The 17610-nt window shown below is 70.4% G+C and carries 12 protein-coding genes and 5 pseudogenes; 7 read left to right on the forward strand and 10 right to left on the reverse strand.

The features are described 5' to 3' along the window. Window positions 1-137 precede the first annotated feature (137 nt). The 3 genes and pseudogenes from ACZ4VF_RS20455 to ACZ4VF_RS20465 all read right to left on the reverse strand — a co-directional run bounded on the left by ACZ4VF_RS20455 (window position 138) and on the right by ACZ4VF_RS20465 (window position 1803). Window positions 138-476 carry a hypothetical protein gene (locus ACZ4VF_RS20455; RefSeq protein WP_467927526.1) on the reverse strand — a complete coding sequence of 113 codons (339 nt, stop codon included), beginning with the start codon at window positions 474-476 and terminating at the stop codon, window positions 138-140. 449 nt (window positions 477-925) lie between these two features. Next, window positions 926-1132: pseudogene (locus ACZ4VF_RS20460) on the reverse strand (hypothetical protein); the annotation flags it as partial. Beyond that, window positions 1078-1803 carry a dienelactone hydrolase family protein gene (locus ACZ4VF_RS20465; RefSeq protein WP_467927528.1) on the reverse strand — a complete coding sequence of 242 codons (726 nt, stop codon included), beginning with the start codon at window positions 1801-1803 and terminating at the stop codon, window positions 1078-1080. The gene ACZ4VF_RS20465 and the pseudogene ACZ4VF_RS20460, both read right to left, overlap by 55 nt. Before the next feature lie 301 nt (window positions 1804-2104). Between ACZ4VF_RS20465 and ACZ4VF_RS20470 the strand changes: the two genes are divergently transcribed. Next, window positions 2105-2506, forward strand: a complete 402-nt coding sequence (locus ACZ4VF_RS20470; protein WP_467927529.1) for an SgcJ/EcaC family oxidoreductase — start codon at window positions 2105-2107, stop codon at window positions 2504-2506. Window positions 2507-3084: 578 nt separating this feature from the next. On the opposite strand, the gene ACZ4VF_RS20475 is transcribed toward ACZ4VF_RS20470, so the two are convergent. Further along, complete coding sequence (locus tag ACZ4VF_RS20475) at window positions 3085-3801, reverse strand: hypothetical protein (RefSeq protein ID WP_467927530.1); 717 nt, start codon at window positions 3799-3801, stop codon at window positions 3085-3087. Window positions 3802-4256: 455 nt separating this feature from the next. On the opposite strand from ACZ4VF_RS20475, the pseudogene ACZ4VF_RS20480 reads away from it, so the two are divergent. Continuing rightward, window positions 4257-4975: pseudogene (locus ACZ4VF_RS20480) on the forward strand (IS5 family transposase); the annotation flags it as partial. Between the two features lie 38 nt (window positions 4976-5013). On the opposite strand, the gene ACZ4VF_RS20485 reads toward ACZ4VF_RS20480, so the two are convergent. Continuing rightward, the gene (locus ACZ4VF_RS20485) at window positions 5014-7476 is read right to left on the reverse strand and encodes an FG-GAP-like repeat-containing protein (RefSeq protein WP_467927532.1); all 2463 of its coding nucleotides are present in this window, start codon (window positions 7474-7476) and stop codon (window positions 5014-5016) included. 1060 nt (window positions 7477-8536) lie between these two features. Between ACZ4VF_RS20485 and ACZ4VF_RS20490 the strand changes: the two are divergent. Then, window positions 8537-8836, forward strand: a pseudogene (locus ACZ4VF_RS20490) (transposase); the annotation flags it as partial. 144 nt (window positions 8837-8980) lie between these two features. Here the strand turns inward: ACZ4VF_RS20490 and ACZ4VF_RS20495 are convergent. The 4 genes and pseudogenes from ACZ4VF_RS20495 to ACZ4VF_RS20510 all read right to left on the reverse strand — a co-directional run. After that, on the reverse strand, window positions 8981-10378 hold the full coding sequence (locus tag ACZ4VF_RS20495; RefSeq protein WP_467927533.1) for an FAD-dependent oxidoreductase: 1398 nt from the start codon (window positions 10376-10378) through the stop codon (window positions 8981-8983). Between the two features lie 258 nt (window positions 10379-10636). Beyond that, window positions 10637-11032, reverse strand: a pseudogene (locus ACZ4VF_RS20500) (phosphopantetheine-binding protein); the annotation flags it as partial. A gap of 129 nt (window positions 11033-11161) precedes the next feature. Next, the gene (locus ACZ4VF_RS20505) at window positions 11162-11473 is read right to left on the reverse strand and encodes a WhiB family transcriptional regulator (RefSeq protein WP_467927535.1); all 312 of its coding nucleotides are present in this window, start codon (window positions 11471-11473) and stop codon (window positions 11162-11164) included. Between the two features lie 323 nt (window positions 11474-11796). Next, a pseudogene (locus tag ACZ4VF_RS20510) lies at window positions 11797-12099 on the reverse strand (phenazine biosynthesis protein PhzF); the annotation flags it as partial. A gap of 160 nt (window positions 12100-12259) precedes the next feature. Between ACZ4VF_RS20510 and ACZ4VF_RS20515 the strand changes: the two are divergent. Further along, window positions 12260-12928, forward strand: a complete 669-nt coding sequence (locus ACZ4VF_RS20515) for an SGNH/GDSL hydrolase family protein (protein ID WP_467927536.1) — start codon at window positions 12260-12262, stop codon at window positions 12926-12928. A gap of 746 nt (window positions 12929-13674) precedes the next feature. After that, window positions 13675-14244 carry a hypothetical protein gene (locus ACZ4VF_RS20520; RefSeq protein WP_467927537.1) on the forward strand — a complete coding sequence of 190 codons (570 nt, stop codon included), beginning with the start codon at window positions 13675-13677 and terminating at the stop codon, window positions 14242-14244. 164 nt (window positions 14245-14408) lie between these two features. On the opposite strand, the gene ACZ4VF_RS20525 is transcribed toward ACZ4VF_RS20520, so the two are convergent. Next, the gene (locus ACZ4VF_RS20525) at window positions 14409-14894 is read right to left on the reverse strand and encodes a MarR family winged helix-turn-helix transcriptional regulator (protein ID WP_467927539.1); all 486 of its coding nucleotides are present in this window, start codon (window positions 14892-14894) and stop codon (window positions 14409-14411) included. Window positions 14895-16060: 1166 nt separating this feature from the next. Between ACZ4VF_RS20525 and ACZ4VF_RS20530 the strand changes: the two genes are divergently transcribed. Next, a complete protein-coding gene (locus ACZ4VF_RS20530) occupies window positions 16061-17071 on the forward strand; it encodes an aldo/keto reductase (protein ID WP_467927540.1) in 1011 nt (336 codons plus the stop codon). Window positions 17072-17124: 53 nt separating this feature from the next. After that, window positions 17125-17544 (forward strand): SRPBCC family protein, encoded by a 420-nt coding sequence (locus ACZ4VF_RS20535; RefSeq protein WP_467927541.1) that lies wholly within the window; start codon window positions 17125-17127, stop codon window positions 17542-17544. Window positions 17545-17610 lie beyond the last annotated feature (66 nt).

Raw genomic sequence — 17610 nt, forward strand, 5'->3', positions numbered from 1 at the left:
ACCATCGAGGTCCGGCCGGAAGAGGCCGAGCGGGAGCTGCTACGTTCCCTGCAAGGGTCGGTGAAGAAGATCATTCGCCGCACACGGGCGAGCCATCCACCGAAGAGGGCGACGGCCAGTGAGCCCCGAACATCGTCCTAGCGTTGTATCGGAGCCTGGGCAGCCTGGGCGAAGTGCATGACCGCGGCCTTGGCTCCGACGGCGGCCTCGTCGATCAGGGCCTCGCTGCGCGGGTGGGTCGGGTGCTTCATCGCCCAGAGCATGGAGAATTTGATGATCTGGTCGACGTCGCTCGGGCGTAGCAGGATCGCCTGGCCGGTGTGCAGCGGTTCGGGGGACTTGTACTGCCACAGACGGTAGAAGTGGCCGTCCTCGTCGTTGAAGGCCAAGTGCCGGTCGCCGTGGGGGTTGATCAGGCTGATCGCGAAGGGCAGGTCCTTCGGGCTCGGCTGCCACGGCTCTTCCCGCTGGCTCATCGTGTCCTCCGTTGGCGTGCGGTGATCACAACAGACCGAGTGTGGCAGTGCCGGCCGGAGACAGGCAGGCTTTCTGGCCAATGCGCCCGATCCGCGCAGTGGTAGAACGCCTAGCCCGCACAGGGCGGGGCTCGTCTTCGGGTGCCGCTTTGACTGGTCTCAGCAACAGCGCGCACCCGGCGTCCCGGACGGGCGGCCGCCGCTCTCGTGCTCACCCCCGGACAGAGCCCTCCGACCAGCATTCCGACACAGATCAGCGCGCCCCGGACGTCCTCGCACAGGTGCCGGCGCGCCGACCGTACTGCTCGCCGTCGGCTTCCCCGCCGAGCTTGTCCAGGTCGGCGATCAGGCAGACGTGCCATCATCCGGCCGTCGACATGAGCACAGCACGCAAGGGTGCCCGGCTACCCGAGGTGGCCGGTGGGTACGGGACTGCTCTTCGGCTACGGCACCGCCTCGACGGAGGCCACCCGGGGCGCGAGCGCGGCCAGCACGGGTACAGCGCCGGGGTGCGCGCGGGCCTGCTCGGGGTCGGCGACGATGGGGACGAGCGTGCCGGCGAAGTCGAGGCCTACGAGCGCGGCGCGGGTCGCCGGCCAGATCACTCCGTCATGGGCAGGCACTCGGCGAGCAGGTCGACGACGTCCCGCCAACAGCGCCGCGCGTGCTGCGGGTGGTAGCCGACGCCGGGGACCACGGTGTGCTCGACCGTTGGGTGATGGAAGGCGTGCAAGGCGCCGCCGTAGACCACGAGGCGCCAGTCGACGCCCGCAGCCTGCATCTCGGCGGTGAACGCGTCCCGTTGCGCGGGCGGCATGATCGGGTCTTCCGACCCGACCCCGGCCCACACCGGGCAGTGAATGCGCGCCGCCTCGCCCGGTCGGCCCGTGGTCAGTGCGTTGACTGTCGCGATGGCGCGCAGGTCGACGCCGTCGCGACCGAGTTCCAGCGCGATCGCGCCCCCGGTGCCGTAGCCGACGGCGGCGATCCGGTCCGGGTCGGTCCTCGGCTCGGCGCGCAGCACGTCGAGCGCCGCGTGGCCGATGCCGCGCATCCGGTCGGGATCGGCGAGCAGCGGCATGCAACGGGCGAGCATCTCCTCGGGGTCACTCAAGTAGCGGCCGCCGTGGAGGTCGAAGGCCAGGGCCACGTATCCCAGCTCGGCGAGCGCCTCGGCCCGGCGGCGCTCGACGTCGCTGAGCCCCATGCCCTCGGGCCCGACCAGGACCGCGGGCCGGCGGTCGGTACCGGCCGGGAGCGCGAGGTGCCCGGTCATCGTCAGGCCGTCGGCCGCGTATTCGATCGTGCGCGTGGTAACCGTCGTCATGGGCCTGGACTGTAGTGATCGTCGAGCCCGCTCGGGCCGGTGTTCTGCCACTGGCAGAAGGCAGGTCTCCGGCGCGTTCCGGAACCACTCCGTCGACGGTTCGGCACAGAGCCTGGGAACAAACCGCCGTCCGTCCGAAGGGGCGTACCAGACGCCGCTGTTCGCGGACGGGCGAGGCTTGCCTACGGGGGCGCCGGCCTGTTGGTGGCCTTGCGTGGTCTCCTGGGGCGTATCGGCTCCATGTACCGCCTGTCTCTCTACGGCTGTGGCCCTTGACCTCAAGCGAACCTGAGGTCTCAGGATGATCTACATGAACACCGAAACCGCGGACATCAAGGCCATCGAACAGGTCGTGGCTACAGTCGAGCGCGCTCAGCGTGCCAAAGACGTGGAGGGGTTCCTCGCGCTCTTCCATCCCGACGCCCTCTGGACGACTTCTCACGGCAAGGTCCTCATCGGCTTCGACGCGATTGCCGAGTTCACCCGCGCCGTCCTGCCCAACGCGAGCTGGGACGGCAAGGTCACCTACGAGGCAGTGCACACGCAGTTCCTGCGGCCCGACGTGGCGGCCGTCAAGGTCCGGCAGGTCTACCACTCGGCAGAGGGCGACACGGAGGGCGCCCCTCTCTACGTCATGACCAAGCAGGAGGACGGGAGCTGGTTGCTGCACGCCTGCCAGAACACCGAAGTGCGGGTCGATTAGAGCCCGTCCGAGCGATCCGTTGATCGCCCGCTCGACGGTGTTGCGTTCCTTGTACCGTTCCTCGTCGAAGCCGGGTGGCCGTCCGCCGCGTGAGCCCTTACGCAGGCGGGCGGCCTGACTGTCGGTCTTCTCCGGGATGCCGGCCGGATGCCGCTTCGGCGCAGGTAGCCGCGGCAAGGTCCGTTGCCGTGGGCCTTGTCCGCGGCTGGGCTGTCCGGCTTCTTGAGGGGGTTGCAGCTGGGTGGTGAACCACCGCGCGGGCGGCCCAGCCCCTCACCTCCCGCACCACCTCCGCCCAGGGGGGCGCTGTGGCTCTGCCGCGGGGTCTCGATCCGGTGTTCTGACACTGCGTCCCCTTTTGACACAGGAGCCGGCGGCGGGTCGGTGCGGGCACCGGCGGCGTGCTGATGCGCCCGCGCGACGGCGCCTGCGTTCCCACGTCTCCTCCCTCGGCAGACACCATGGGCGTGCCGTCACTGCCGGCAGGACGGCGACAGCACGCCACGAGAAGTGGTCGCCGGGCCTTTGGCAGCGGCCCCACTCGATCCGAGGTCGAGGCACCGTTTCCACGCGGCCGGTCAGTGCAGGATGCTGACGGCCCGGGCGATCACCAGAAGGGAGGTGAACAGGGCGGAGACGCACTGGATGCTCATCAGGAGCTTCGCGCGGGTCGACAGCGGCATCGTGTCGGTCGGGCTGAACGCCGTGGAGTTCGTGACGGACACGTAAAGGTAGTCCACCAGGGTGGGGACCCAGTCCGACGTGCCGCTGGCGCCGTCGGCCACTTCCTGGACGGCGTCGTCGTTCTCGTCCTGCGAGAAACGGAAGTCCGCCAGAGGCAGGGCCGAGCGGGCCGCCTGTGTGCGGCTGACCGGGCCGCCGCGGTCCAGCTCCCAGTAGGCCAGACCGAAGACGATGATGTTGGTGAGCCACACCTGCAGCGCCGCCACCAGCAAGGACCGGCCGTCCTTGACCCCGGCGTACACCAGCTCGTGGATCAGGATGACCAGCGCCACCAGATTGCTGACGGCGATGACCGCCACGAGCGTGAGGGAAAGCACCCGGAACACCCTCGTCTGCCGGGTCAGGCGCTTCGGATTGATCGCGATCAGGGGAACCAGCAGCAGGCACTCCAGGACGGGCAGCACGTAGCGCGGGGCCACCAGCAGCCGTTGCGGCAGGAACAGGTACAGGGCGATCGCGGCGAGCGTCGCGACGACCGCAGGCAGCCGTACCTCGCCCCTGCGTTCGTGCCGGGGATGCCTCGTGCTCGCCTCCGCACGCGTACGTGCCATACCGACTGCTCCCTGGGGTCGCCGCCACTGACAGCGCCACGACGCCTGCATCCTTCAACGGTGCGGGCCACCGAGCGCCTCCACCATCTACCCCGAATACGGCTCTCCCCCGCCTGCTTGATCCGGCACGCGAGGGGGGCCGGCGGGGCGTCTCACTCCTGTGGGTGATCGCCTGCCTCTCCTGTCGGGGTTTGCCCGGTGGTGGCGGTCCGACCGGCCCGGCCGGTGGTCGGTCCACGGCAGGGACCACCCGCAGGACGGTATCCACCCCACCCCTGGGAAACGACGTGGCCGTTCTTGAACCGCGCGGCGGCTGCCTGGCGGATGCGGGCCACCGATCTGACGGGCGGCTGGCGGCGGGTAGCCCCTTGGACCGCCGTAGAGTACGCGCCCCGACGGTGAGGTACGGCTGGACTAGCGCGTGTCTCTTTGGTCGGTTCGTCAGTTGATCGGATGTGCCTGTCCGATTAGTGATCACTGATGCGATGTGGGGACGGATCGAGCCGCTGATGCCGGCCGATCCGGTCCGTGGACGACGGTGGGCCGGCCACCGCCGAACACTGGAGGCCATCGCGTGGAAGTATCGCGCCAACTCGCCCTGGCGGGACCTGCCCGAGGAACTCGGACCGTTCCAGACCGCTCACAAGCGGCTGATCAGGTGCGCTGTCGACGGCACCTGGGAGATGGCCCTCGCCGCTGTTCTGAGGGCGGCGGACGCCGACGACGAGATCGACTGGACGGTGTCGGTGGACTCCACGGTCGTCCGGGCTCACCAGCACGCCGCCGGGGCACGCAAAAAGGGGCGGCTTGCTCCGGTGAGCCCGCCGATCACGCGCTCGGACACTCCCGCGGTGGGCTGAGCACCACGGTGCACCCGGCCGCGGACGGCGGGGCACGACCTCTGGCCTTCACCGGCACTGCAGGTCAGGCCGGTGACGCCCCCGTCTTCGAAAAAGTGATGTCCCGCATCCGCGTGCCCCGCAGCGGCCCCGGAAGGCCCCGGACCCGGCCTCTGGCCGTGCTGGCCGACTCCTCCCGCGCCATCCGCAGCCACCTACAGCGCCGGGGAATCCGAGCTGTCATCCCTCAGCCGTCCGACCAGATCGGCCACCGCTTGCGGCGGGGCCGCCGAGGCGGCCGCCCACCTGGCTTCGACGCCGAGACATACAAGCAGGGCTTGCGAGCCTCACGCCCCGCACTGCCGGAGGACTGTCAGAACAGCCCCCTGGCGCGGTTGAAGCCACTACCGATCTTGACCCGGGTGCCGTATGACCCCTTGCCGTCACCGGACTGGCGGTAGAGGTTGCCGGCGGTGTCGCGGGCGATCAGGTCGCTTGTGCCGTCGCCGGTGATGTCGCCGACGCCGACCACCACGTTGTAGGAGCCGCCCCAGTTACTGGCGAGCTTGACGCGGCCGGCGAAGGTGCCGTTGCCCTTGCCGTAGTAGCGGTACAGGTTGTTGGAGGTGTCCTGTGCGATCAGGTCGCTGATGCCGTCGCCGTTGAGGTCACCGGCGCCGATGACTTTCTTGTACGTCTTCCAGTTCGCGTACAGCTTCACGCGCGCGGAGAGGGTGCCGGTGCTGGTGCCCTTGTAGAGGTAGACGGCGCCGGTGGAGGAGTTGCGAGCGATCAGGTCCGGGCGGCCGTCCTTGGTGACGTCACCGGGGTAGGTCAGGACGTCGTACTGCTTCCAGCCGGTACTGGAGACCGTCCTGTACGGCGTGCCCGCGGCCGACGGCGCGGCGCCACAGGCCGGCCGGTAGGCGCGCAGGGCGTCGCCGACGCGGACGAGGAAGTCGTTGCAGCGGTCACCGCTGAGGTCGCCAAACGGCACCGCCTTGATGCTCGTCGACCATCCGCCGCCGATATCGCCCCCCGCCAGGGCGCCGCCCGTGCCGAGGAGCCACTGGAGCCTGCCGGAGGTGTCGAGCTGGAGCAGGTCACCGAATCCGTCGGAGACGATGTCGGCGCCGCCGCTGAAGTCACGGAAAGCCGGCCTGCCGCCGGCCACCGCGATGGTGCCGGTCTGCAGTGTCGACGCAACGCCGGAGCCGTACTGGACGGCCTTCAGCGTCCAGGTGAGTCTGCCGTTGTCGGCGATCGCGCCGGTGCTGGTGCGGCCGTTCCAGACCGGGGCGATCGTCGTGGCGGAGCCGGGGTCGCCGGTGAGGGTGCGGACGGTCCGCCCCCTGGTGTCCTTGAGCGTGAGCGACCAGGAGGCGACGGGGGAGTTGGTGGTCCAGGAAGGCTTCCACGCGGCGCTGGAGGAGGTGGTGCCGTTCAAGAACACCTTCGCCGGGACCGTGCTGTCCGTCACCTGAAGGGTGGGCCAGATCATGGTGGAGGCCATCACCTCCGTGTCCGGGGAGATGGAGGACGCAGGCCCCCAGACCGCGGTGGCGGAGCCGACGGCGTCCGCTGCGATCTCGACCTGCACCGACCGTCCGCCACCCACTCGGCGTGCGGACGTCCACTTTCCGCCGGCCAGGGTGGACTCCCACACGGACTCGTGCTGCTGGTCGGCGTCGAGCTCGGGCCACAGCACATGGACCGAGTCGTCGGGGGCGATGACTGCGTCGGACTTGTACCGGGCGTCGCCGGAGGACAGCGTCCTCGACGCCGACCAGGTGCCGCCGGTGCTGTCGAAGGTGGTGGTCCGTACCGCTTCCGAGCCCGTGGCTTCGTCGGTCCAGGCGAGGGTGATATCCCCGTCGGACCCGACCAGCGGCTCCGGAACCTCGGCGGGCTTGCCGACGGCGGTCGCGGCGGTCTGCGGCTGGCCCCACGCGGAGGCCGCGCTGGCGCGGCGCATGATCTGGAAGCTGCCGTTCGCGTCCTGCCACACCAGGTGGACCGAGCCGTCCGGGGCGGAGGCCAGCTGCGGAGCGACGGTAGCTGCGGTGACCTCCTGCGGGGTCGGCCAGGTCGAGACGCCGAACGGTCTGGTGTTGGTCATCACCCGGTAGTACTGGGAGCTCACGCTCATCCAGTACGAGACGACGAGCCCGCCCTGTCCGTCGTAGGCGATGTGCGGGTGCCCGACGGTCCCGTAGCCGGAGGGACCCGCGTAGGTGGCGGCGTTGCTGACCTGCGCCGGAGTGGACCAACCACCCTCGCCGGCCAGGGTGGCGGCGTACGCCTCGCTCCTGCCGGTCCGCCACACGCGCTGGCTCCACACGGCGGCGATCGTCCCGCCCGGTCCTACGGCGAGGTCAGGGGAGTCGAAGTTCGTGCTCTGGTTCGAGGCGATCACCGTGGGCTGCGACCAGGCCGACTGTCCGGCGCCCAGTGTGGCGGAGGCGATGTGGTCGGTCGTGGTCCATACCGCGGTGACCGATCCGTCCGGCAGGGCCGCGAGGCGCGCTTGGCCGACCGTCTCGGAGGCCAGGGCCCGGGTGGTCCACGTCCCGCTGTTGGCGGGGCGCGTCGCCCAGTAGAGGACGCCGGTCGTGTGCTGGGTCCAGACGGCCACGGCGGTGCCGCTCTTGGTGATGACGACGTCCTGGACCTCGGACTTGTAGTCGTACAACGACACCGGGCTACTCCACGGCGGCTGCACGGTCGCCGCGGCGGCCGGTACCGCCGGGATCGTGCTGCCTGCGAGAGCGAGCGAGACGGTGGCGAGTGCGACGGCCGAGCCACGGCGGCGCGTCGGCAGCGCTGATCTGCCCATGAGTATGACTTTCCCTCCCCCATAAGGGCTGTTCGCCCCTCCTCCGGGCAGCTTAGGGGGTTCGTGAGCGAATCGTGAAGGGATGTGATCAGAGGCGTGGAGAGGTGAAGCAGACCGTTCCGATCAGCGGCCCCCCTTCACGGTCCGCCGACCACTGACAAGGCGCTGACCCGCTCCTCCCGCGCCTGGCAAGAACACCGTGCGCAATGCCGGGCCGGACGGAGATCGTGAGGGAGCCGCGGTAGCAAGGTCCCCGGCATCCAGCCTGCGACTGGAAGTGGTACCCGTGGCCTCATCCCCCTTTCCGTTGCACCGCACGACGCACCCAGTCCTGCGCTACCCCCACGCCCTGCAACCGGGCCCCGGCGGGCTGGCCGTCGCGCCGTGATCCGGGGCCACCGACCTCGACCGACCGCCCCGTCTCGGGTGGAGTCCGGTGTTGGCCAGCGCTGCGATGCCGGTGCGGGTGCCTGGGGCGAAGCCGAGCAAGGCGGTGACTCCGCAGGTGGCACCCGCGTGGAAGAGCAAGGTGGGCTATCCACCACAGGTTCCGGTTCTGGTGCCGGACGCGCCTGTGGTGCACACGTCTGCTGTGCGGTCGGTGTTGTGGACGGTCGCGCACGCGGCTGCGGTGGGGGCGGTGGTGTGTCTGTACGGCGACGCCGGTCTGGGCAGGACCGTCGCGCTGCAGTACGCCCTGTCCAAGTTGTCGCACCCGGCCAGGGTTCGCCGGGTCCACGTCGGTGTGCGTCCGACGGTGCCGGAACTGCGCCGGATGCTCTTGAGCTGGGCGTGCGTCTGCCGCGCGGGGCGGGGGAGGCGGACCTGATGCCGGTGAACGCGCTACGACAGCCCGGCGTGCTGGTGCTGCACGAGGCGCAGCGTCTTCGGGCTGTTCGCTCGCGCGGCCAGGGGCGGAGGGGAAGGCGCCTTCCGTCGATGCCGACGCTGCAGCGGGCGATCCGTCGTGATCTGGCGCCGGGGGCGCGGGCCGGGCTCGTCGGCGGTTTTGTCTCGTCCACCCAACCCATTGCAAGGCCCATTGCAACTGGCCGTGCTGGCCGTGCTGGCCAACCGGGCCTACTCCTCCCGCGCCATCCGCAGCCACCTACAGCGCCGGGGAATCCGAGCTGTCATCCCTCAGCCGTCCGACCAGATCGGCCACCGCTTGCGGCGGGGCCGCCGAGGCGGCCGCCCACCTGGCTTCGACGCCGAGACATACGAGCAGCGCAACACCGTCGAGCAATGCATCAACCGCCTCAAGCAGTGGCGCGGCCCGGCCACACGAACCGACAAGCTCGCCATCGCCTACCAGGCCGCACTCCACCTCGCCGGCATCCTCATCCGGTCCCGACGCTGACCAAAGAGACAGAACCTAGGTGGTGGAGGAGATGCTCCGTATGGCCCGCGCGGCCACGTACGCCCGGCCCCGAAGAGACCGGCCGCGCTCCCAGCTCCCGGATCCGGTGGTCCGGGCCCGTGGTCAGGACACCGATGAACGCCGCTATGTGCCGCTCGACCGCGTCGACTCCGAGGCGAGCACGGCCATGGGCGTCCGGCGCTTGGCCGGCCCTGCGGTCAGGACCTTCAGCGCCACCACGGGGTGGAACAGCACGGCGGGAGAGGCCACCATGTTCACCACCCGCACGAACCTCGCCCACACACGAGCGTCCCTCACCGCCACCTGGAAGAGACGTGTGTTGTACCAGTGTGCGAAACGCGCCCCGAGCGGCTGGCCGTGCGGGTTCCACATCAGGTCGGAGTTGGTGGACAGCGTCCAAGGACCACGCACCAGACGGCCCACCCTCTTCTGGAAATCGGCAGCGAGGCCGTCCAACCGGCCAGACGCGCTGCGCCGCGCCAGCATGCCCTGGAGCAGTTCCGCCTCCATCGCGGCCACCGTCAGGCCCTGGCCGTAGACCGGGTTGAACACGCAGACGGCGTCACCGACGGCGACAAGCCGGTCCGGCCAATCCTTGACCGCGTGGTAGAGCCGCCACTGGTTGTCGACGTTGGTGTAACTGCGGGTGGGCTCCTGGACGGTACGCCGGCCGATCTGCTGGGCCAGGCGCGGATTGTTCAGGCTCTCGGCGAACGCCAGGTAGCCCGCGTCGTCGGTCGGCGGCTGGTCCTGGAAGGCGAACAGTGAACACGTCCACCGGTTGCGTTCCACAGCGAGCAGGACTCCGGCCCGGTGCACGCTGGGAGCGAACAGCATCTGGTAGGCGACGTGGAAGTCCGGATGGCCGGGATCGCCTTCCTCCACCCGATCGAAGATCATCGACGTGTATGTGACCTTCGCCTTCACCGTACGCTTCGGCGGCACGGCGACGCCCATCCCACCCAGCCAGTCGGCCAGGGAGCTGGACCGCCCGGAGGCGTCGACGACGAGATCGGCGGTGACCTTGACGGGGTCCGCGCCCTGCGGCCTGCACGTCACCCCGCTCACTCGCCCCGAGGGGTGCCTGTCCAGGCCCGTGCACGACGTGGACGGCAGCAGCGTGACGCCGGGCAGTGCCAGCACCTTGCGGCGCAACCGGCGTTCCAGCTCGTCACGGGTGAAGGTCTGGATCCGCACTCCGGTGCGGTTGCGCGGCGCGAGCCCGACGGGCAGCAGGAAGTCGATTCCCTCCCCGTAGTCGAAGACCGGTGCCCCCGCCGCCCTCAACTCCTCGCGCAACCCCGGAAACAGTCGCTCCAGGATCTCCCCGCCCCTCGCCAGCATCGCGTGCGCGTGGTGGCCCTGCGGCGCGCCGGGATGCACACCGGTGTCCTCGTCCACGGCGTCCCGCTCCACCAGGACGACCTCGTCGAAGAAGTCGGCCAGCACCCGCGCGGTCACCAGCCCCGCGTAACTGCCGCCGATGACAACAGCCTTGCTCCAAGGGCGATCTGTTCCCATGCCGTCTCCCAGATATGACCCAGCCAGCCCGTCCACGCCAAGTCAACGCCGTTGCGCGCTCTTCGCCAACAGGCTCGGGAAGCACTCGGGGAGCGCGTTACAGCAGAGGCAGCTGACAACCACGCCGGCACCATGCTGTGCCGGATGAGCCACGGCGCCTCCCGACGGAAACGGAAGTCGGAGAGGCACGCTGGTTCCGGTACCACCAGCGCTACGACCTGCCCTCGGCCCGCCGCGTGTACGGCGCGCGATGAGGCCTCAGATGGCCGGCTCCCGGTGCAAACGGATCCGGGTGCCGTCGCCGGCCAGGCGGAGGACGCGGCGTACGGCGTTCGGCTGGATCGCTGAGTGCCCCCGGGGGGCGGCCCGTGGCGTACGCCCGTGGCGGTGCGGAGGCTGCGGATCGGCCCTGATTACCTCCCGCTGGCCCGATCGCAGGGAGCACACAACACCGACCTCGATGCCCCCGGCGCGCAACGGCAGCACGGTGTCGACCGCCGTGTCACGCGCGCACGTGCCGGCCGTGATGTGACGCGCGGCCAGCCCTGCGGCGGTGGGGCCACGGAAGACGTCGCCTCCTGGTGGTTCGCCCGCCAGCCGGTGCCGGATCCGACCGATCAGCCGCATCACGAGCAGGGAGTCGCCACCCCGCTCGGAGAAGTCCGTTCCAGCCCGCTTTCACCGGCGAGTTGTACGTGGCGGGGCCGGGCCGGCCCGGGGCTTGGCGCCGGTTGTCGTCGCTGTAACGTCATGGCGCAGGTCCCAGGACGCGCAGGACGCTGTTCAGGCGGTCTGCTTGCGGGTCGATCGATCCGGGCGAAGGTGCTCGGCCCGGGCGGCCTCCAGCAGCAAGCGCCAAGAGGTCACCGTCGGGCGGCGCCGAAGAAGGCCGCGTCGTTCCCGCTCGGTCATGCCTCCCCAGATGCCGTGTTCAATGCGGTTGTCGAGAGCGTGGGCGAGGCATTCGGTCCGGACCGGACAGCCGCCGCACAGCGCCTTCGCCCGGTTCTGGGCCGCGCCCTCGACGAACAACTCGTCCGGGTCCGCAGTACGGCACTTCGCCCGAGTCTCCCACTCCCGGTCGCTCGTCTCCATCGCTGGCTGCCCCTCCCTGCAGTTGCCCCTCGCTACGGGGGCCGGTGCAGACCGTATGCCCAGGACACCTGGCATGATGATCCCCTGCGCAGATCACAACGCAGCCGTTGACGGCAACGGCCACCAGCGCGCCGCGCGCTCCAGCGGCACAGAAGACTTCCCGCCGGGGCCCGATGTGCCCAGCGGATCCGCGCGGGGGCGGGGATCACGTACCTCTCCCCCGTCCCTCGGCGTTCGCCCTGGCGCGCCGAATCTGGAGCATGGGCAGACGTACGCGAAGCACCGGCCGGGCGGAGCACCGGGTCGGCAACCTACGCCGACGCTCAGCCGACCCGCGTTCCCGTGCCGTTGACACGGACCCCGGTGTCACCCTTCCGCAGGGTGACCGTGAGCTCGCCAGGGCTGTCCAGGTCATCCCGGACGTGGAAGACGGTGGCCGGCTCCCGCCACACCGACTGGAGTCGTCGTCAGTCCAGGCGCTGCACCAGGGATTCGAGGCGCGCGACGTCGTACGCGAGGTCGGCGAGGCGCTCGCGCGTGGCGGCCGCGAGGACGAGACGGCGGGCGCCCTCGAACGCCACCCGGGGCGGGAAAGCCGGGTCGAGATCAGCGGCCGGCCCGCCGAGCCGGCCGGCGCCTCTGCGCCTCTGCACCTTTGTACTCGGACTCGTGGTGTCGAGTGGCGCGAGTCCCCAATCCGGTCGATACGTCCTGTGGCGCTCCGACGCTCCCCTGTTCGGACCATTCCATTATTGAGGCCCCCACCATGCCCATTAGCTTCAGAACATGGGCATGTGTGCAGTCCGGCCGATCGGCCGCGCAACGGTGCTGGTGAGCATGGTGTGCTCCCTCCTGGCTGGGGGCGTCGGTCATACCGATGCCGCAGCCCGACATTCGAGATTGTTGGTCCTGGGTGACTCCATCGCCGGGGGCAGCTCACAGGGCGGCAAAGGATCGAACGGCTGGCCCTCGCTGGTCGCTGAGCAACTGGGACTGACTCTGAAGCTCGACGCCAAGGGTGGAACCGGCTACACCACTGGTGGCCGGCAGGAAGGCGGTCGGCCGTACTCAGACCGGATCAAACAGGCCATCGCCGCTAAGCCGGACGTGGTCGTGGTCGAGGGCTCCCGCAACGACGCCAACCCGACGAAGACCGCAGCCGCCGCGGTAGACACCCTGCGGCGTCTGCGCACAGGACTTCCGCACGCACGCATCCTGGTCATCGGACCCATCTACTCGTTTCAACGACCGATCGGCTCACATCCGATCGATGAGGCGGTCTCGGCCGCAGCGGAGAAGGTCGGCCTGGCTCACGTGTCCGCGGTGCGCCGTGGGTGGTTCACCGGATCCGCCCACCAGTTCATCGGAGGGGACGGTGTTCACCCCACGAACGCCGGCCACGCCTACCTCGCCAAACGAATCCGCCCCGAACTGGCACGGCTGTTGCGTACATAGGACCGGGACGGCCGATCACTCCTGCCTGCCTTGCGAGACACCGTTGCAGGGCTACCTGGCACGGTTGTCCGCCCGACCGGGCTCATCGACTGCTTGATCGCCGATGCGGGGCAGCGGCAGCTGGGAGCGCAGATGCGTCCGGTCCTGCCGTACTGGCTGGTCCAGTACGGCAGGACCGGGTGAACGTCGACGCGGCCCACGCCCTACGGCTGCTCGGCGGTGAAGAAGAGGCCGCCGAGCGCGTCAGGGCTGCTCGCGCGTGGCCGGCCGACAGCGACCGGCTCCGGGGCAGACCGGCACCTGACCGCGCCGGACTACTGGCCCCCATCTGGCGCATCGTCCGTTCGGCGAAGAAACCCGGTGACATCTGGCAGTGGCCGTCCTACGGAAAAGGGGGCCGCGCTTCTACGACTGGGCCGCGCCCGTACGGCTCGCCTCCCTGCTCTTCCATCCGGATCCGCCAATTCCCCGGTGGGTGACGGCCGCCGCGGCCTGTCCGACCCGGTGCGATCTGCTGCGGTCTGGCCTGCGTGCCCGTCGACTGAGACCGCCGAGCCGGCACGGGGGTGCCGGCTCCGGCTGGGTGATCGAGCACCGTCCGGTGGGCGCGCACCCGGGCTCCTGCTCCGCGGGTCGGCCCCCGACCGGGCGATCAGCGCTCGCGAGCGGCCCACGGCCGGGGGAGGGTGATCCAAGACCTGCCCTTTCACCGGCTCACCGATATCCGCACTGCAAGGAGCACCGCCATGACCGGACGCCATACCGTCATCCGCAGCCTGCACGATCTGGGACTAGCCGCGTGGTTCGGTGGCTCCCTGATGGGCGCAGTGGGGCTCAACGGAGCCGCCAGACAGGAAGGCGGCACGGAGGCCGCCCAGACGCGCATCGCATCAGCCGGCTGGACCAAGTGGACGCCGGTCAGCGCGGCCGCGATCGCTGCGCACCTGTACGGAGGCGGAGGCCTGCTCGCCGTCAACGCCCACCGGGTGTACAAGCAGAAGGGCGTGACCGGCTCCGCCACCGCGAAGACGGTCGTCACCGCGGCGGCGCTGGCGGCCACCGCCTATGCCCGCGTCTTGGGAAAGAAGGCCGAACTCGCCTCCTCCCCCGACCCCCGGGACATCGAGAGGGCGGCCAAGCACCCCATCGACACAGCCAAGGCGCAGCGCCGGCTCGCCTGCGTCCAGTGGGCGGTGCCGGCCCTGACCGGAGGCCTGGTGGTCCTCAACGCCCTGCACGGCGAACAGCAACGGCCACTCGAGCAGCTGCACGGGATGTGGGAGCGCGCCCGCGCCGCCACCCCACTCCTGCCCTGACAGCCTGACAGCCGGACAGCCGGACGGTCACCGGCGCACCTCGGGAGACGTTTCGGCCGGGCCGCACGACGGTGCTCGTGGCCGCGACGGCGCTCATGCCCGCGCCATCCGCTGTTGTGTGCCGTCCTGCCGGACAGCGATGGGAGGGTCCGGGTGGACGCTTCTCACCGCGCCGGAAGGGGGACGGGATGCCGGGGGGTCGGGTTCATCGCCTCGACCGCTGTGACCAGGGGGGCGAGGGCGGGGTTCTCGGCGGCCTCGTCGAGAGCGTGTCTGAGGGCGGTGTCGTTGGAGGGCCGGGCTTCTTCCAGGAGCCTCAGGCCGGCTTCGGTGACGTCGGTGTAGATGCCGCGGCGGTCGGTCGGGCACAGGTAGCGGGAGAGCAGGCCGCGGTCCTCCAGGCGGGCGACCAGGCGGGTGGTGGCGCTTTGGCTGAGGACGACCGCGTCGGCGACCTGCTTCATCTGCAGGTGCCCGCCCTCGCCGTCGTGCTGCCGGCTGAGCACGTCGAGCAGCGAGTACTCCCGCACGCTCAGACCGTGCCTGGCTTGCAGGGCGCGCTCGATGTGCGCCTCGATCATGCCGTGCAGCAGGGAGAGGGCTGCCCATCCGTTGGCGAGGGCGGTCAACGCGGGATCCGTGGCGGTCATGGGTCCGGGTCTCCTTCCGGATGAGACTGGGATCCAGGGTAAGCCCTGGTTGAAATTACCCGCTCTCTCCTATATCCGGCGCGTGCAAGTAGAGCGTGTTGATCTAGGGCGAGGCGCTCCTGGCGCGCCGTCCTGGGCCCGGACGGGGGGCGAGAGGGCGGGGATGGCTACCGTCCGGCCCGCTGCCCGGCGGGCCGCCGTCGGCTGAAAGGTGCTCGTCCGATGCAGATCGACTCCAGTGGACGTACCGCGGCGCTCACGGGGTCGACGGCGGGAACCGGCGAGGCGACGGCGCAGGCGCCCCGACCGATGCCGGGGCCGACGTGGTGGTCGACGGCCGCGACGCCGACCGGTCCCCGAGGCGGCGGAGCGGATCGGAGCGCGCGGTCGCGGCCGCTGCCGGGACGGCGGAGGGGAGCCCACCTGGTCCGGCAGCTGCCCGACGTCGACGTCCCGGTCGTCAATGCCGGCACCTTCGCGACCGGACCCACCTTCGAGATCCCCGATGGGGCTGGCTGCGGTTCTTCGAGGTCAACGTGCTCCCCAGGGGGCGCCTGACCCGCCGCCACTCCCGCGGATGCCCGGCGCGAGCGGGGCCGTGATCTTCGTCAGCACCGAGGCGGGCAGCGAGACGCCGACGGACATGACCCCTTGCGAGATGACCAGGACGGCGCAACCGGCGATCTCGCCGGCGGAGGGGTCACCGTGAACCGCGTGCCGCCCGAGCCGAGGACGAGTGACGGCATGCCGGCGGTGTTCGACGAGCCGCATCCGGGCTCGAGCCGGACGAGCAGGAGCGGCGCTGTCCGGCGGAGGACCGTGCGGCCGCATCCCTGCTCAAGCGCCTGATCCCGCCCGGTGAGTGATCACTTGTGTGCGTCGGAGCAGGCTTCGGCGACCACAGGCCGGGCACCCGGCGCGGACGGCGGCCTGGTGCCCACGAGCGTCCCCTGCCGGGGCCACTTGCCTTACCCCGCGTCTGCAATTATTGTCTTCGCCTGTAACGGGCTAGAGCAAACATATGGGGGTAGCCCTTACCGCCCAGGCGGCTGACCCTCCCGCCCGGTGCCCGGCCTTCCTGCATGCAGGCCGCCGCACCGGGAGGCATCCGCTCTCCTTCACGCCTCACCCCCCATACCGAGGCACCGATCGAAAAGGCACCGTCCATGTCCCTGAAGAACATCCTTCCCGACCGTCTCGGCTTCGGCACCGCCCCCCTCGGCAACATGTTCCGCGCCATCCCCGACGAGGACGCCCGCGCCACCGTCGAAGCCGCCTGGGACCAGGGCATCCGCTACTACGACACCGCCCCCTTCTACGGCGCCGGCCTCGCCGAGGAACGCCTGGGCCAGGTCCTGTCGACCAAGCCCCGCGACTCCTACGTGCTGTCCACCAAGGTGGGCCGGGTCATCCTCGACGAGATCGAGACCGGCGTCCCCGACTTCGGCGAGAAGGGCGGCCTGTTCGAGCACGGCAACCCCAACAAGGTCCTCCACGAGTGGACCGCCGACGCCACCGAACGCTCCATCGAGGGCAGCCTGCGCCGCATGGGCGTCGACCGCTTCGACATCGTCTGGGTCCACGACATCGCCCAGGACTTCCACGGCGACGCCTGGGTCGGCAAGTTCGAGGAGGCCCGCACCGGAGCCTTCCGCGTCCTGTCCCGCCTGCGCGACGAAGGCGTCATCAGGGCCTGGGGCCTGGGCGTCAACAAGACCGAGCCCATCGAGATGACCCTCGCCCTGGACGAGCCCCGGCCCGACGGATTCCTCCTCGCCGGCCGCTACACCCTCCTCGACCACTCCCACGCTCTCCAGCGCCTGCTGCCCCTGGCCGAGGAGCAGAACGTCGACATGGTCGTCGGCGGCCCCTACAGCTCCGGCATCCTCGCCGGCGGCACCAACTTCGAGTACCAGCAGGCCCCGCCGGAGATCATCGAGAAGGTCAAGCGCATCAAGGCCCTCACCGACCAGCACGGCATCAGCATCAAGGCCGCCGCCCTCCAGTTCTCCCTGGCCCACCCCGTGGCCGCCGCCGTCATCCCCGGCGCCACCCGGCCCAGCCGCATCGCCGAGGACACCGCCGCACTCGACGAGAACATCCCGGCCGCCTTCTGGACCGACCTGCGCGCCGCGGGCCTGGTCAGCCCGGCCGCCCCGCTGCCCAACGGCGCCTGAACCCCGCCCTCCCCGAAATCCCCCGCACCAGTACCACCGTCCGGAGAAGCACCATGGCCTCGACGTCCGTCAGCCGTATCGTCCCCGCGTCGCCCGAGAAGGTCTGGAGCCTCGTCGGAGGCTTCGACGCCCTGCCCGACTGGCTCCCGTACATCTCCGAAAGCACCCTGCTCGAAGGCGGCCGGGTCCGCCGGCTGAAGAACTCGGAGGGCGAGGTCATCGTCGAACGCCTCGTCGGCTTCAACGAGACCGAACGTCACTACAGCTACGCCATCCTCCAGGCCCCCTTCCCCGTCAACGGCTACGTCTCCACCATCCGGGTCCACGCCGTGCCCGGGCAGGAGAACGCCGCCGAAGTGCAGTGGTCCGGCCGCTTCAACCCCATCAACGCCCCCGAGGACGAGGTCACCGACCTGTTCACCGGCATCTACCGCGACGGCCTCGACGCCCTCCACCAGACCCTCACCGCCTGACCCCGCCACCGGCCCGCCCCAGGGAACCGGCCCCGGCCCGGCCCGGGTACGCATGCCGCGTACCCG

This window comes from Streptomyces sp. NPDC029151, from assembly GCF_055564315.1.

Bases quoted from the DNA above. Each gene is read 5' to 3' on its own strand.
- ACZ4VF_RS20455 (WP_467927526.1), bottom strand. From the start codon at position 476: ATGAGCCAGCGGGAAGAGCCGTGGCAGCCGAGCCCGAAGGACCTGCCC.
- ACZ4VF_RS20465 (WP_467927528.1), bottom strand. From the start codon at position 1,803: ATGACGACGGTTACCACGCGCACGATCGAATACGCGGCCGACGGCCTG.
- ACZ4VF_RS20470 (WP_467927529.1), top strand. From the start codon at position 2,105: ATGATCTACATGAACACCGAAACCGCGGACATCAAGGCCATCGAACAG.
- ACZ4VF_RS20475 (WP_467927530.1), bottom strand. From the start codon at position 3,801: ATGGCACGTACGCGTGCGGAGGCGAGCACGAGGCATCCCCGGCACGAA.
- ACZ4VF_RS20485 (WP_467927532.1), bottom strand. From the start codon at position 7,476: ATGGGCAGATCAGCGCTGCCGACGCGCCGCCGTGGCTCGGCCGTCGCA.
- ACZ4VF_RS20495 (WP_467927533.1), bottom strand. From the start codon at position 10,378: ATGGGAACAGATCGCCCTTGGAGCAAGGCTGTTGTCATCGGCGGCAGT.
- ACZ4VF_RS20505 (WP_467927535.1), bottom strand. From the start codon at position 11,473: ATGGAGACGAGCGACCGGGAGTGGGAGACTCGGGCGAAGTGCCGTACT.
- ACZ4VF_RS20515 (WP_467927536.1), top strand. From the start codon at position 12,260: ATGGGCATGTGTGCAGTCCGGCCGATCGGCCGCGCAACGGTGCTGGTG.
- ACZ4VF_RS20520 (WP_467927537.1), top strand. From the start codon at position 13,675: ATGACCGGACGCCATACCGTCATCCGCAGCCTGCACGATCTGGGACTA.
- ACZ4VF_RS20525 (WP_467927539.1), bottom strand. From the start codon at position 14,894: ATGACCGCCACGGATCCCGCGTTGACCGCCCTCGCCAACGGATGGGCA.
- ACZ4VF_RS20530 (WP_467927540.1), top strand. From the start codon at position 16,061: ATGTCCCTGAAGAACATCCTTCCCGACCGTCTCGGCTTCGGCACCGCC.
- ACZ4VF_RS20535 (WP_467927541.1), top strand. From the start codon at position 17,125: ATGGCCTCGACGTCCGTCAGCCGTATCGTCCCCGCGTCGCCCGAGAAG.